The 12,779-nt window shown below is 69.1% G+C and carries 15 protein-coding genes; 6 read left to right on the forward strand and 9 right to left on the reverse strand.

From position 1 onward, the window contains the following. Positions 1–69: 69 nt before the first annotated feature. Positions 70–591 (reverse strand): co-chaperone YbbN, encoded by a 522-nt coding sequence (locus CSW59_RS16655; RefSeq protein WP_099445084.1) that lies wholly within the window; start codon positions 589–591, stop codon positions 70–72. A 125-nt stretch (positions 592–716) separates the two neighbouring features. Beyond that, positions 717–1,394 (reverse strand): cytochrome c family protein, encoded by a 678-nt coding sequence (locus tag CSW59_RS16660; RefSeq protein ID WP_099445085.1) that lies wholly within the window; start codon positions 1,392–1,394, stop codon positions 717–719. A gap of 158 nt (positions 1,395–1,552) precedes the next feature. Between CSW59_RS16660 and CSW59_RS16665 the strand changes: the two genes are divergently transcribed. The 3 genes from CSW59_RS16665 (at position 1,553) to CSW59_RS16680 (ending at position 3,771) form a co-directional block, all read left to right on the forward strand. Beyond that, positions 1,553–2,284, forward strand: coding sequence for a 3-deoxy-manno-octulosonate cytidylyltransferase (locus CSW59_RS16665; RefSeq protein WP_099445086.1), 732 nt, complete (start codon positions 1,553–1,555; stop codon positions 2,282–2,284). A 3-nt stretch (positions 2,285–2,287) separates the two neighbouring features. After that, the gene (locus tag CSW59_RS16670; RefSeq protein ID WP_099445087.1) at positions 2,288–3,139 is read left to right on the forward strand and encodes a prephenate dehydratase; all 852 of its coding nucleotides are present in this window, start codon (positions 2,288–2,290) and stop codon (positions 3,137–3,139) included. Positions 3,140–3,354: 215 nt separating this feature from the next. Beyond that, entirely contained in the window at positions 3,355–3,771 is a 417-nt protein-coding gene (locus tag CSW59_RS16680) for an MAPEG family protein (RefSeq protein ID WP_099445088.1), read from the forward strand. Positions 3,772–3,909: 138 nt separating this feature from the next. Here the strand turns inward: CSW59_RS16680 and nadC are convergent, their stop codons facing one another. From nadC to CSW59_RS16700, 4 genes are all read right to left on the reverse strand, one after another. Beyond that, positions 3,910–4,758 (reverse strand): carboxylating nicotinate-nucleotide diphosphorylase, encoded by an 849-nt coding sequence (gene nadC / locus CSW59_RS16685; protein ID WP_099445089.1) that lies wholly within the window; start codon positions 4,756–4,758, stop codon positions 3,910–3,912. Continuing rightward, complete coding sequence (locus CSW59_RS16690) at positions 4,755–6,284, reverse strand: L-aspartate oxidase (protein ID WP_099445090.1); 1,530 nt, start codon at positions 6,282–6,284, stop codon at positions 4,755–4,757. The genes nadC and CSW59_RS16690 overlap by 4 nt, the downstream gene beginning before the upstream one ends. 148 nt (positions 6,285–6,432) lie before the next feature. After that, positions 6,433–7,536 (reverse strand): quinolinate synthase NadA, encoded by a 1,104-nt coding sequence (nadA, locus tag CSW59_RS16695; protein ID WP_201722828.1) that lies wholly within the window; start codon positions 7,534–7,536, stop codon positions 6,433–6,435. A 197-nt stretch (positions 7,537–7,733) separates the two neighbouring features. Next, complete coding sequence (locus CSW59_RS16700) at positions 7,734–8,408, reverse strand: LysE family translocator (RefSeq protein WP_099445091.1); 675 nt, start codon at positions 8,406–8,408, stop codon at positions 7,734–7,736. A gap of 106 nt (positions 8,409–8,514) precedes the next feature. On the opposite strand from CSW59_RS16700, the gene CSW59_RS16705 reads away from it, so the two are divergent. Then, positions 8,515–9,897 (forward strand): PLP-dependent aminotransferase family protein, encoded by a 1,383-nt coding sequence (locus CSW59_RS16705; protein WP_099445284.1) that lies wholly within the window; start codon positions 8,515–8,517, stop codon positions 9,895–9,897. Positions 9,898–9,905: 8 nt separating this feature from the next. Here the strand turns inward: CSW59_RS16705 and CSW59_RS16710 are convergent, their stop codons facing one another. After that, positions 9,906–10,433, reverse strand: a complete 528-nt coding sequence (locus CSW59_RS16710) for an N-acetyltransferase (RefSeq protein ID WP_099445092.1) — start codon at positions 10,431–10,433, stop codon at positions 9,906–9,908. 77 nt (positions 10,434–10,510) lie between these two features. Between CSW59_RS16710 and CSW59_RS16715 the strand changes: the two genes are divergently transcribed. Then, positions 10,511–11,272 carry an MOSC domain-containing protein gene (locus tag CSW59_RS16715; RefSeq protein ID WP_099445093.1) on the forward strand — a complete coding sequence of 254 codons (762 nt, stop codon included), beginning with the start codon at positions 10,511–10,513 and terminating at the stop codon, positions 11,270–11,272. A gap of 3 nt (positions 11,273–11,275) precedes the next feature. Here CSW59_RS16715 and CSW59_RS16720 read toward each other — a convergent pair whose 3' ends face one another. Together CSW59_RS16720 and CSW59_RS16725 are read right to left on the reverse strand one after the other, a co-directional pair. Next, on the reverse strand, positions 11,276–11,563 hold the full coding sequence (locus CSW59_RS16720) for a type II toxin-antitoxin system RelE/ParE family toxin (RefSeq protein WP_099445094.1): 288 nt from the start codon (positions 11,561–11,563) through the stop codon (positions 11,276–11,278). Further along, complete coding sequence (locus CSW59_RS16725; RefSeq protein ID WP_099445095.1) at positions 11,560–11,811, reverse strand: type II toxin-antitoxin system ParD family antitoxin; 252 nt, start codon at positions 11,809–11,811, stop codon at positions 11,560–11,562. Before CSW59_RS16725 ends, CSW59_RS16720 begins: the two co-directional genes overlap by 4 nt. A gap of 90 nt (positions 11,812–11,901) precedes the next feature. On the opposite strand from CSW59_RS16725, the gene prmC reads away from it, so the two are divergent. Continuing rightward, complete coding sequence (prmC, locus tag CSW59_RS16730) at positions 11,902–12,771, forward strand: peptide chain release factor N(5)-glutamine methyltransferase (RefSeq protein ID WP_099445096.1); 870 nt, start codon at positions 11,902–11,904, stop codon at positions 12,769–12,771. Positions 12,772–12,779: the final 8 nt, after the last annotated feature.

Consider the following 12,779-nt stretch of genomic DNA (forward strand, 5'->3'; position numbering starts at 1 on the left):
GGGCACAGGGCCCAGGAAGGCGCGTTATCGCTTTCAGCGCAGTGCTGAATGTCGATCCGTCCTAGCCGCCTATTTCGCCGGCCACTGCGCCAGCCAGTCGACGATCGACTGCGGTGTCATGTGGCGGGCGTCGGTCAGGGCGAAGAAGGCGCCGTCATTGACCAGCTTGCCCTTGGTGTCGACGACCAGGAAGCTGGGCACGCCCTTTAGTTTGTCGACGCCGTAGCGGGCCGGGATCTGCATGTTCTTGGTGTAGCGGCCCACGTCGATGGCCACGACCTCGTAGTGCTTGTCGACCCAGCGCTTGACGTCGGGCTGCTCGATGACGCCGGCGAACACCCGGCAGTCGCCGCACCAGTTGCCGCCCAGGTCGATCAGGACGAGCTTCTTGTGCGCCTTGGCCTTCTTGATCGCGGCGGCGAGATCGGCTTCGGCGTCGGCCTTCTCGTCATAGGGATAGGGCAGGGGCGTGGGCAGGCCGTCGATCGACTTCAGGGCCACGGTCGGAGCCTTGGTGGCGGCGAGCGCGGCGGCCGGAGCGGTCAGGAGGGCGGCGGTCAGGCCGGCGGCGGCCAGGGCGCGAAGCTTCATGGGGCGGGACTTTCAACGAACGAGCGGTCCGTAATCCCTAGCTTCGCCATAGGAAAAGGGCCGCGAAGAAAACTTCGCGGCCCCTTCAGATTCAGTGACCGAGCAACCGGATGGTCGCGAAACGATCAGGCCTTGGGCGCGGCCGGAGCAGCGGCGGCCGGAGCAGCGCCTGCGGCCGGAGCCGGAGCGGCGCCTTCGGCCGGAGCAGCGCCCTCGGCGGGCGCGGCGCCTTCCGCCGGAGCGGCGGCGGCGGCCGGACGCGGCGGCGGGACCGGCAGGGTGCTGCCCAGGCTGTGCATGTAGGCGATGATGGCGACCCGGTCTTCCGGCTTCTTCAAGCCGACGAACGTCATGTTCGTGCCCGAGACGTACTTGCCCGGCGCCTTCAGGAATTCATACAGGTGGTCGTAGTCCCAGACCGGGGTCTTGCCCCCGAAGTCCTTCATGGCGCCCGAATAGTTGAAGCCCGCATGCGCGGCCGGCTTGCGGCCGACCACGTCCCACAGGCCAGGGCCGGTGCCATTGGCGTTCGAGGCGTCGAACTTGTGGCAGGCGGCGCACTTGGCCGCGACGGCCTGGCCGGCGGCCACGTTGGCCGGCGTCAGCACGGCGTTCCAGTCCGGCGGGACGTCCGCGACGGCGGCGGCGCCCCCGGCGCTTTCTTCCTGGACCGCGATCTCGTAGCCGGCCTTCTCGACTTCCGTCTTCTTGAAGACGATGCCGGACGCTTCCCGCAGACCAAAAATAACGAGGCCGGTCAGCAGCACGCCGCCAGCGATCTTGTTGAACGTCAGGTCGCTCATCTCAGCCTTGTCAGCCCCTTGCCAGCCCGTCGGATGGCGGGCTCGGATTCCCCGACGCGTGAAGACCCCGCAAGCGAGACCCTGCGCGCGTCATGTTGCGCTCGCGTCTCTTACACGCTACCGCCCCTCGCGCAACCGGTCCGCAAAGATTTGACGCCATGAACCCTATCGTCCTGATCCCCGCGCGGATGGCGGCGACCCGTCTTCCGGGCAAGCCGCTGGCCGATATCGGAGGCCTTCCGATGATCGTCCGGGTGCTGAACCAGGCCCGTGCTGCGGCGATTGGTCCCGTGGCCGTGGCGGCCGGCGATCCCGAAATCGTCGAGGCGGTTCAAAAGGCTGGCGGCATGGCGGTTCTGACCGATCCTGACCTGCCGTCCGGCTCGGACCGGATCCTGGCGGCGCTGGCGCAGCTCGATCCAGGCTTCGAGCACGACGTGGTGATCAATCTGCAAGGCGACATGCCGTTCGTTGATCCGGCCGTGCTGTCGGACTGCGCGCGAATACTTAAGGAGTTTGGCGACGCCGACATCGCCACTGTCGTCGCGCCCGAAGCCTCTCCCGCCGACCGTTCGAACCCGGACGTCGTCAAGGCCGTGCTGACGATGGAGGACGACGGTCAAAGCGGCCGGGCGCTCTATTTCACCCGCTCGACCCTTTACGGCGACGCCCCCGTCTGGCGCCACATCGGCATCTATGGCTATCGCCGCGAGGCGCTAGAGGCGTTCAACGCCGCCTCGCCCTCGCCTCTGGAAAAGCGCGAAAAGCTGGAGCAGCTGCGCGCCATGGAGCTGGGCCTGACGATCCGCGCCGCCGTGGCCAAGACCGCCCCGATCTCCGTCGACAACCCTTCCGACCTCGAGGCGGCCCGCGCGGCCGCCGGAAAGTAACCCATGAGCATCCTCAAGAAGATCGCCTTCCAGGGCGAACTCGGCGCCAACAGCCACGAGGCGTGCCGGACCTACTTCCCGGACTACGAGGCCTATCCCTGCAAGACCTTCGAGGAGGCGTTCGAGGCCATCAAGACCGGGACGGCCGCGCTGGGCATGATCCCGATCGAGAACTCGATCGCCGGCCGGGTCGCCGACGTCCACCACCTGTTGCCGGCCTCGGGCCTGAAGATTATCGGCGAGCTCTTCAAGCCGATCCGCTTCCAGCTGATGGCCAACAAGGGCGTCAAGCTGGCCGACATCAAGACCGTGGCCTCGATGCCGATCGCGCTGTCCCAGTGCCGCAACAGCCTGAAAAAGCTGGGCGTCGCCACCGAAGCGGCCGGTGATACGGCCGGCGCGGCCAAGGACCTGGCGGCCAAGCCTGACCCGACGCGCGGCGCCGTCGCCCCCGCCCTGGCGGCCGAGATCTATGGCCTGGACATCCTGGCCCGCGACATCGAGGACGAGCGCCACAACACCACCCGCTTCCTGGTGATGACGGCCGATGCGAACCCGCCGGCGCCGGAATTCACCCACCGCTGCGTGACCAGCTTCGTGTTCCGCGTCCGCAACCTGCCGGCGGCGCTGTACAAGGCGCTGGGCGGTTTCGCGACCAACGGCGTCAACATGACCAAGCTGGAAAGCTACATGGAGGGCGGCAACTTCACCGCCACCTTCTTCTACGCTGAGGTCGACGGCCGCCCCGAGGACCGCTCCCTGGCCCTGGCCTTGGACGAGCTGAAGTTCTTCTCGGAGAAGTTCGAGATCCTGGGCGTGTATCCGGCTGATCCGTTCCGGGATCGGGGGGCTTAAAGTTCCTCCCCCGCATCGCGGGGGAGGTGGCCCATAGGGCCGGAGGGGGCTAACGCGGCATCCGTCCGGCTCGCCCCCTCAGTCGCTCCGCGACAGCTCCCCCGCATCGCGGGGGAGCATCTTAGCGCCCCCCCCTCCCCAAACGTCACCATTCCCCATAACGTCGTTCTCTGGTCTTCTGTCTCCCGCATAACAACATCCCGGGGAGGGAGCCCATGCAGAGTTCGATGATCGCGCCAGTGATGGCGCTGGTGGCCTGGTCTTTGGTGATCTGGGCCTGGATGTACGTCCAGCGCATACCGGCCATGCAGAAGGCGGGGATCAAGCCGCAGGACGCGCGGTTTCCGGGCTCGCTGGACAAGCTGCCGGACGCCGCGCGCCAGGCGGCCGATAACTACAATCACCTGATGGAGCAGCCGACGATCTTCTACGCGGCGGCCCTGGCGATCGAGGTGGCGGGCCACGGGGACGGCATGGCCGTGCACCTGGCCTGGGTCTATGTCGGCCTGCGCGTGCTGCACAGCCTGGTGCAGGTCAGCGTCAACCTGGTGGCCGTGCGGTTCCTGCTGTTCGCGCTATCCACCGGCGTGCTGGCGGGGATGGTGGTGCGGGAGTTGATGAAGATTTTCTAGCGCGCCCGCCAAGCCCCTCTCTCAAAGAGAGAGGGAGGGTGAGAGGTTTCAACGCTCGCCGGCGTGCCGGCACTCCGTCAGGCGCTGTAACCTCTCACCCCAACCCTCTCTCTAAGAGAGAGGGAGGGCGCATTGCCGCTAGTTGGCGTCCAGCCCGATATCCAGCACCGGCGCCGAGTGCGTCAGCGCCCCGACGCTGATCACGTCGACGCCCGTCTCGGCGATGGCGCGGACGGTGGTCAGGTTCACCCCGCCCGAGGCCTCCAGCACCGCGCGGCCCTTGGCGAGGCGGACGGCGGTCTTCAGGTCGTCGAGGCTGAAATTGTCCAGCATGACGACGTCGGGGCTGTGCTTCAGGGCCTCTTCGAGTTGATCCAGGCCGTCGACCTCGACCTCGACCTTGACCAGGTGGCCGGCGTGAGCGCGGGCGCGCCTCACGGCTTCGCCGACCCCGCCGCAGGCGGCGACGTGATTGTCCTTGATCAGGATGGCGTCATCCAGACCGAAGCGGTGGTTGACCCCGCCGCCGCAGCGGACGGCGTATTTCTCCAGCGCCCGCAGGCCCGGCGTGGTCTTGCGGGTGTCGACGATCGTTGCGCCCGTGCCCTCGACCAGGCGGACGTAAGCGCGCGTCAGGGTGGCGATGCCCGACAGGCGGCCCAGCAGGTTCAGGCCCGTGCGCTCGGCCGCCAGCACGGCGCGCGCATTGCCCTCGGCGCGGGCCAGGATCGCGCCGGGCGCGGCGTCGGCGCCGTCGGGCGTCACCACCTCGAAGGTCGCGGCGGGGTCCAGGGCGGCCAGCGACAAGCGCGCGCAGGAAAGGCCCGAAACCCTCCCATCCTGCCGGCTGGCCCAGACCACCGACAGGCGCGCGTCCGGATCAATGCAGGCCTGGCCGGTGATGTCGCCGGCGCGGCCCAGGTCCTCGGCCAGGGCGTGGTCGACGATCGGGCGGACGAGGATGTCGTCGAGAGGTTGGATCATCATTCGGCGGCGTAGCGGACGGCGGCGTCCGCGCTCGTAAGGGTTACGAAGGTGCGGACGGGCTGGGCGGTCGCGGGGAAGTCGGTGCGGTAGTGGCCGCCCCGGCTTTCCTGGCGAGCCAGGGCCGCCTCGACGATCAGGCGGGCGGCGACGATCGTGGGGCAGGGGCCGTAGGCGGGCTCGAGGGCCTCGATCTGGTCTAGCAGGCGGGCAAGGCCGCTGGCGTCGCGGATCACCCCGGCGTCGCGGCTCATGGCCTTGCGCAGGATCTGCAGGGCCGCCTCGGGCAGGTCGGGCAGGGGTTCAAGGCTGGCCGGCTCGCCGCCATGAACCGCTTCCGCCGCCGCCGCGCGGCCGGCGCGGGCGCCGAACACGGCCGCTTCCAAGAGGCTGTTGGAGGCCAGGCGGTTGGCGCCCTGCACCCCGGTCGAGGCGCATTCGCCGGCCGCGTACAGGCCTGGCAGGCTGGCGCGGCCATCAAGGTCGGTGGCGACCCCGCCCATGTGATAGTGCACGGCCGGCGTGACCGGGATCATCTCGCGGCGCGGGTCGATCCCGGCGCTCTGGCAGGCCTCGAACACGGCCGGAAACTCGTGCGGGAAGTGCGCGCCGACGGCCTGGGTCGCATCCAGGAACGCGCCGCGTCCGGCCGCGCGCTCGGCGTGGAGGGCGCGAGCCACCACGTCGCGCGGCGCCAGCTCCTTGGCCGGGTGATAGTCGGCCATGAACGCCTTGCCATCGGTGTTGCGCAGGATCGCGCCCTCGCCGCGCAGGGCCTCGGTGGCGAGTGGCGCGGGGTCCTTGCCGATGTCGATGGCCGTAGGATGGAACTGCACGAACTCGGGATCGGCGATCGTCGCGCCGGCGAGCGCGGCCAGGCCCAGGCCTTCGCCGCGCACCTCGGCGGGCGTGGTGGTGACCGCATAGAGGCCGCCGACGCCGCCGGTGGCCAGGATCACCGCCGGGCTGCGGATCTCGACCAGGGCGCCGTCGATCTGCGCCAGCACCCCGACCACGCGGCCGGTGGCGTCCTGAAGCAGGCGGCGGGCGCGGGCGTTCTCGCGGATCTCGATCGAGGGCGTCGCGCGGACCGTGGCGATCACGGCGGCCATGATTGCCGCGCCCGCCCCGTCGCCGCCGACCCGGGCGACCCGGGCCTTGGCGTGGGCGGCCTCCAGGCTCAGCACGAAGGCGCCACTTTCGCCGTCTTTGGGGGCCTTGCGATCGAACGGCGCGCCCAGGGCGGCCAGATCGCGGACGGCTTGCGGGCCCTCGCGGGTCAGCAGCGCGACGGCCTTCGGATCGCAGAGGCCCGCGCCCGCCGCGATGGTGTCGGCCGCGTGCAGCTCCGGCGAGTCCTCATCCGACAGGGCCGCGGCCATGCCGCCCTGCGCCCAGGCGCTGGAGCAGCCGGTCGCCAGCGGCGTTGGCGACAGGACCAGCGCCTTCCCGGCCGCGAGGGCCGCGCTGAGACCGGCCAGGCCCGCGCCCAGGATGACGGGGCCGTCGAAGGTGATGCGTTCGATCATCGTCTACTCCAAAGCCCCTCCCCCTTGCGGGGAGGGGTTGGGGTGGGGGTGTAGGCTCGGACTCACAGCCGACACCCCCATCCGACCGCTTCGCGGCCACCTTCCCCGCCCCTTTTTTCGAGAAGGAGGGGGGAAGGGGACCCTTTGTCTAGATCAGCTCCACATCCACGTGATGCCGGGCCTTCACCAGGTCGTAACGCGCCGGAACGGTCGGCGGCGGCAGGTCGATCATCCGCTGCACGGCCAGGCGGGCGCGGTCGAGGACGTCTTCGTCCACCGTCACCTCGAACTGCTCATGCACCAGGGCGTCGTAGATGTTCTGGAGGGTGATCCGCTTCATGTGCGGGCACATGTTGCAGGGGCCGATGAACTGGGTCGCCGGGCTTTCGGCCTGGACGTTGCTGGCCATCGAGCACTCGGTGATCAGCACCACCTGGGCCGGCTTCTTGGCGGCCACATAGTCGTTCATCGCTGCGGTGGAGCCGGCGAAGTCCGCGGCCTCCAGGATCTCGGCCGGGCACTCGGGGTGGGCCAGCACTTCCGCGCCCGGCCAGGCCGCGCGCATGTCGGCGATGTCCTGGGCGGTGAAGCGCTTGTGGACTTCGCAATGGCCGGCCCAGGCGATGATCTTGACGTTGGTCTGGCGGGCGACGTTGCGGGCCAGGAACTCGTCGGGGATCAGGATGACCTTGTCGGTCCCCCATTCCTTGGCCGCCCACTCGACCACCTGAACGGCGTTGGCGCTGGTGCAGCAGATGTCGGTCTCGGCCTTCACGTCGGCGGTGGTGTTGACGTATGTGACGACCGGGATCCCCGGATAGCGCTGCTTGATCAGCCGCACATCGGCGCCGGTGATCGAGGACGCCAGCGAGCAGCCGGCCTGAAGGTCCGGGATCAGGATCTTCTTCTGCGGCGACAGGACCTTGCTGGTCTCGGCCATGAAGTGCACGCCGGCCTGGACGATGATCGTCGCGTCGCTCTTGGCGGCCTCCTTGGCCAGCGCCAGGCTGTCGCCCACGAAGTCGCCCACGCCGTGGAAGATGTCCGGCGTCATGTAGTTGTGGGCCAGGATGGCGGCGTTCTTCTCGCGCTTGATCCGGTTGATCTCGGCGATCAGCGGCGCCTGCGTGCGCCACTCCAGCGGCGTGACGTGGTGCTTGACCTTGTCCCAGACCAGCGCGGTCTCCGCCTCGATCGCGGCGGTGAACTCCCCCTTGAAGTTATCGGGGGCGGGAGCGAACCCATCGGCCATCTGATCCTCCGTTATGCTCAAAGTGAGCATTTCCAGGGCCTCAAAAAACGCCGGGGCCTTTTCCAAGCCTCCGACGTCGGGGTTATGCTGAAACTGAGCATAACTGACGCGACACATATAGCGCTTAACGGGGCAATTGCAAACCTGCCGCGCGGGTCAGCCGCGAAGACGGGCCCCGAAGGGCGAGGCGGCGAGCCTCACCCGCGCCAGGGCGTGACGACGATCGGCGCGGCCTGGATGGCCAGATCGGGCGTGTGGAACGCCGGCGGCTTGCCGTGCTCGAAGGCCATCGGAACCAGCGAGGCGACCAGCAGCACGGCCATGGTGACATTGAAGGTCCGCAAGACCGCCGGCCTGTCCAGGAACGGCCGCAGGCCTTTGCCAAAGCCCGCCCAGGCGGCGCTGCAGGGCGCGCCCACCAGCATGAAGGTCCCGGCCAGCAGCGGGATGATCGTCCACGAGCCGCCCTCGGGCGCATAGGTCGTGACCGCGCCCAAGGCCATGGCCCAGGCCTTGGGATTGACCCACTGGAACGCGGCGGCCTGCAGGAAGGTCATGGGCTGACTGGCGGCCTGGCGGTCGCTGACCCTGTCCGAGGTTCCGATCTTCCAGGCCAGCCACAGCATATAGGCCGCCCCGACCCAGCGCAGGATCTCGTGCAGCACGGGGAGGGCCTTGAACACCCCGCCCAGGCCAAAGCCCATGCACAGCACCATGAAGCCCAGGCCGCAGCTGATCCCCAGGATGTGCAGCACCGTGCGGCGGAAGCCGAAGTTCGCGCCCGAGGCCAGCAGCATCATGTTGTTCGGCCCCGGCGTGCCCGCCGTGGCGAAGCAGAACAGAACGTAGGCGAGCAGCAGTTCGGGCGTCATCACGGCCTCTTTGTCTCGGTTGGTGAGCACAGAATGTCACGGTGATGATTTCTATTGTATCGCGAGTCAAACTGCATATTGTCACGATGACAAAGTGGAGGTCAGCGTGACGTCGCCCTGGACGCCCCATATCCCCGACGGCGAAGCCCCCCTCTACGAGCGGCTGGTCACGGCGCTGCGGGCCGACGTCGCCTCGGGTGCGTTGGCGGCCGGCGCGCGCCTGCCGCCGCAACGGGACCTGGCCTATCGCCTGGGGATCGGGCTTGGCACCGTCACGCGGGCCTATGTCGAGGCCGAGAAGGCGGGGCTGGTCAGCGCCCATGTCGGCCGGGGCAGCTTCGTCAATGCGCCCGCCGATCACCGCGCGCCGGTCCGCGAGGGACCGATCAACCTGGCCCAGAACATCGCCCCGGCCGGTCCCGCCGCCAGCCGCATCGCCGAGGCCATGGCGCGCCTGCGCCGGCGGCCGGACCTGCTGGAGCACCTGGCCTACGCCCCGGCGGCGGGGCACGAGGTCCAGCGGCGGGCCGGAGCGCAGTGGCTGCGGCGGTTCGGCGGCTTCGAGGGCGCGGACTGGGGGCGTCTGGTTTGCTGCGGCGGCGCCCAGCAGGGCCTGGCCCTGGCCATAGGCGCGGTCGCGGGGGCCGGCGACACGGTGCTGTGCGAGGCCTCGACCTATAACGGCGTCAAGGCGCTGGCGGCGCACATGGGTCTGCGGCTTCAGGGCGTGGCGCTGGACGAGGAGGGCTTGGCGCCCGACGCGCTGGAGGCCGCCGTCAGGGCGACCGGCGCGCGGGTGCTGTCGGTGATCCCCACGCTGCAGAACCCGACCGGCCGGATCATGAGCGTTTCCCGGCGCGAGGCGATCGCGGCCATCGCCCGGCGCCTGGACCTGACGATCATCGAGGACGACATCTACGGCGCCTACGCCCCCGACGCGCCGCCGCCCCTGGCCCTGCTGGCGCCGGAACGCACCTTCCACGTCTCGGGCGTCTCAAAGACCCTGGGGCCGGGCCTGCGGGCTGGCTTCCTGGTCGCCCCGACCCAGGCGGCGTTCGAGCGCGTGCTGGACGCGGTGCGGGCCCTGACCTACGCCCCTTCGGGCTTTGGCGGCCTGGTCGCCACCCAGTGGATCGAGGACGGCGCCGCCGACCAAATCGTCGCCGAGGTGCGGGAGGAGGCGACCGCGCGCCTCTCCCTGGCTCGCGAAATCCTGGGCCCGGCGATCGAGCCCCCGCGCTCGGACTGCGCGCCGCACGTCTGGCTGCCGATGAGCGAGCTTGAGGCCGAGCGCCTGTCGGGGCGCGCCCTGCGCGGCGGCGCCGAGGTCACCCCGCCCGACGCCCCGATCGTCACGCCCGGCCTCGTCACCGGCGTCCGCGTCTGCCTGGGCGCGGCGCCCGATCGCGCCAGCCTGCGCCAGGGCCTGGAGATCGTCGCCGGCGCGCTGTCCAGCGAGGTCGGGGAGCGGTCGCGGGCGGTGATCTGAGGCGCGCCTTAAAGCCGCTTCTCCAGCACCACGAACGCCAGGTCGTCGCGCTGGGGCTCTCCAAAGCGTTCGTCTCCGTAGGGGAAGGGCTCGGTCTCGCCGGTCAGCTGGTAGCCGCGCCGTTGGTACCAGGCGATCAGGGTGTCGCGGACCGAGATGACCGTCATCCGCATCCGCTGGCCGCCGTTGGTCTTCGCATGGGCCTCGCAGGCCTCCAGCATGGCGCGGCCAAGGCCGCCGTCCTGGCGCAGGGGCGAGACGGTGACCATGCCGACATACCAGGCCTCGCCGCCCGTGGGCTCGAGCCAGGCGCAGGCATAGGCCTTGTCGCCGGGCGCGTCGCGGAAGGTCAGGATGGTCGCGCCGGGCTTGGCGGCGAGATCGGCGCGCAGGGTCGCCTCGTCCGTCCGCTGTCCGCCCAACAGATAGCTTTCGCTGGTCCAGCCTTGGGCCGCCAGCTCTCCGCGATAGGCCGAGTTCACCAGGGCGACGATGTCGGCGATCTCATGGTCTTGGGCGGGGGCGAGCAGGGGCATGGGGTCTTCATAGGCGGACGCGTTTATCCGCGGCAAGCGCTTGCCAGCGCCTGAGTCGGCTCCGATCCTGCCGCGCCATGAACGCCAAGATCGCCTCGCTCTATCGCCACCCCGTCAAGGGCTTCACGCCGGAGCGGCTGACCTCGGTCACGTTGGAGGCGGGGGCGTGTTTCCCCTGCGATCGGCTCTACGCGGTCGAGGACGGGCCCAGCGGCTTTGATCCGGCCTCGCCGGCGCACATCTCGAAGATGAAGTTCACGGTCCTGGCCAAGATCCCGGCCGTGGCGCGCGTGCGCACCGCCTATGACGCGGCGACGGGGGTGCTGAGCGCCAAGGCGCAGGGGCATACCGACTTCGCTGGCGACCTGCGCTCGGCGGAGGGGCGGGCGAGCTTCGAGGCCTGGCTGGCCGCCGTCCTTGGCGAGGAGGCTTCCGGCCCCCTGCGGGTCATCGAGGGCCCCGGCGCCCACCGGTTCATGGACAGCAAGTCCGGCTTCGTCTCGATCGTGAACCTGGCTAGCGTGCGCGACCTTGGCCAGAAGATCGGCCGCGAGCTGGACCCCTTGCGCTTCCGCGCCAACCTCTATGTCGAGGGCTGGCCGGCCTGGGTTGAGAACGACTGGACGGGCCGGACGCTGACGATCGGCGGGGCGACCGCCGAGGTCCTCAAGCCCATCGTCCGCTGCGCCGCCACCCACGTCGATCTCGACACCGGCCAGCGCGACGCCGACCTCGTCAAGGCCTTGTTCGACCACTACGGCCACATGTTCTGCGGCATCTACCTGACCGTGACAGCCGGCGGGGCGGTGGGCGAGGGGGATGGGGTGGCGCTGCGCTGAGCGTCAGCCCAGCCGGTTTGTCACGTCCATCTGCTGGTGCAGAACCCGAACGACGACAACGCCATTTCCGGATGTCGCGTAGAAGATGATGTGAGAGCGAAAGATCAGCTTGCGATGGGTTCCGTCATCCATGGCGACGCCGAGATAAGGATCTGCGGCGACGCCTTCGATCGCGGCGGTCAATTCGCGGATGTATCCATCGGCGATGCGCCTGCCCCACTGCTGGACGGTGTAGGTCCAGATCTCGCGCATATCGAAACGCGCGAGTGGAGTGAGGTGGTAACCGCTCACGACTTGGCGTCGTAGTCCGCGTTCACATCGGCCAGGAAGGCCTCGACATCGAAGGGTTCAGGCTTTCCGCTTTCCCAACCCTCCTTGAGAGCGGAGCGCAAAGCCGCGAGTTTGGCTTCCTGGATTTCCAAGAGACGAAGACCGGCGCGAACCACTTCGCTCGCCGAGCCGTATCGCCCCTCCTCGACCTGTTCGGCGATGAACGCTTGGAAGTGCTCGCTGAGCACGATGGATGTGTTCTTGCTCATCGAGGACCTCCGTCGGTGAGTTAAAATACCAAAACTTGGTATCGCATTCAATCTCGCCTCCCGGCCGCTGACGCGCTAAATGCCCCGCCCATGACCCAGACCCTCGTCAAAGCCTGGACCGCCGCCAAGGATCGTCTGAAGGACGCCGGCATTGATCAGCCGTCGATCGACGCGCGCCTGATGCTGGAGGTCGCCGCCGGCGTCACCCGCACCGAGATCGTCACCGATCCCTATCGCGAGCTCACCGCCGAGCAGGCCGCGATGCTGGACGACTTCCTCACCCGCCGGGCCCGCCGCGAGCCGGTCAGCCACATCATCGGCCGCAAGGGCTTCTGGAAGATCCTGCTGCAGGTGAACAAGAACGTCCTGACCCCGCGTCCCGAGACCGAGGTCATCGTCGACGAGGTGCTCAAGGCCTTCCCGGAGAGCATGCCGTTCTCGATGCTGGATCTGGGCGTCGGCTCTGGCACGATCCTCCTGGCGGTGCTGGCCGAGCGGCCGGCGGCCAAGGGCCTGGGCGTGGATGCGTCCAACGAAGCCCTGGCCGTGGCGCGCGACAACGCCGCCAACCTCGATTTGAACACCCGCGCGGCCCTGATGCACGGCGACTGGACGGCGGGTCTGTCCGACGCCAGCTTCGACTTGGTGGTCTCCAACCCGCCCTACATCCCCTCGGCCGTGATCGAGACCCTCGAGCCCGAGGTTCGCGACCACGAACCGCGCCTGGCCCTGGACGGCGGCGAGGACGGCCTGGAGGCCTATCGGCTGCTGGCGCCGGAGATCCTGCGGGTGCTGAAACCGGGCGGCATGTTCGCCGTCGAGATCGGTTACGACCAGTCCAAGGCGGTCGAGGCGCTGTTCAACGCGGCCGGCGCGCAGGGCGTCCGGACGGTCAAGGATCTGTCGACGCACGACCGTGTTGTGATCGGGGTGAAAAATCCCTTGGAAACCGGTGCGTGAACCGTTAG

This window comes from Caulobacter sp. BP25 (assembly GCF_002737755.1).
Taxonomy (GTDB): Bacteria; Pseudomonadota; Alphaproteobacteria; order Caulobacterales; family Caulobacteraceae; genus Caulobacter.

What these genes read in the sequence shown, in the direction of transcription:
- CSW59_RS16725 (WP_099445095.1), bottom strand. Translation starts at nt 11,811, where the DNA reads ATGAGCAAGAACACATCCATCGTGCTCAGCGAGCACTTCCAAGCGTTC.
- CSW59_RS16655 (WP_099445084.1), bottom strand. Translation starts at nt 591, where the DNA reads ATGAAGCTTCGCGCCCTGGCCGCCGCCGGCCTGACCGCCGCCCTCCTG.
- CSW59_RS16665 (WP_099445086.1), top strand. Translation starts at nt 1,553, where the DNA reads ATGAACCCTATCGTCCTGATCCCCGCGCGGATGGCGGCGACCCGTCTT.
- CSW59_RS16700 (WP_099445091.1), bottom strand. Translation starts at nt 8,408, where the DNA reads ATGACGCCCGAACTGCTGCTCGCCTACGTTCTGTTCTGCTTCGCCACG.
- CSW59_RS16670 (WP_099445087.1), top strand. Translation starts at nt 2,288, where the DNA reads ATGAGCATCCTCAAGAAGATCGCCTTCCAGGGCGAACTCGGCGCCAAC.
- prmC (WP_099445096.1), top strand. Translation starts at nt 11,902, where the DNA reads ATGACCCAGACCCTCGTCAAAGCCTGGACCGCCGCCAAGGATCGTCTG.
- CSW59_RS16690 (WP_099445090.1), bottom strand. Translation starts at nt 6,284, where the DNA reads ATGATCGAACGCATCACCTTCGACGGCCCCGTCATCCTGGGCGCGGGC.
- nadA (WP_201722828.1), bottom strand. Translation starts at nt 7,536, where the DNA reads ATGGCCGATGGGTTCGCTCCCGCCCCCGATAACTTCAAGGGGGAGTTC.
- CSW59_RS16715 (WP_099445093.1), top strand. Translation starts at nt 10,511, where the DNA reads ATGAACGCCAAGATCGCCTCGCTCTATCGCCACCCCGTCAAGGGCTTC.
- CSW59_RS16680 (WP_099445088.1), top strand. Translation starts at nt 3,355, where the DNA reads ATGCAGAGTTCGATGATCGCGCCAGTGATGGCGCTGGTGGCCTGGTCT.
- nadC (WP_099445089.1), bottom strand. Translation starts at nt 4,758, where the DNA reads ATGATGATCCAACCTCTCGACGACATCCTCGTCCGCCCGATCGTCGAC.
- CSW59_RS16710 (WP_099445092.1), bottom strand. Translation starts at nt 10,433, where the DNA reads ATGCCCCTGCTCGCCCCCGCCCAAGACCATGAGATCGCCGACATCGTC.
- CSW59_RS16660 (WP_099445085.1), bottom strand. Translation starts at nt 1,394, where the DNA reads ATGAGCGACCTGACGTTCAACAAGATCGCTGGCGGCGTGCTGCTGACC.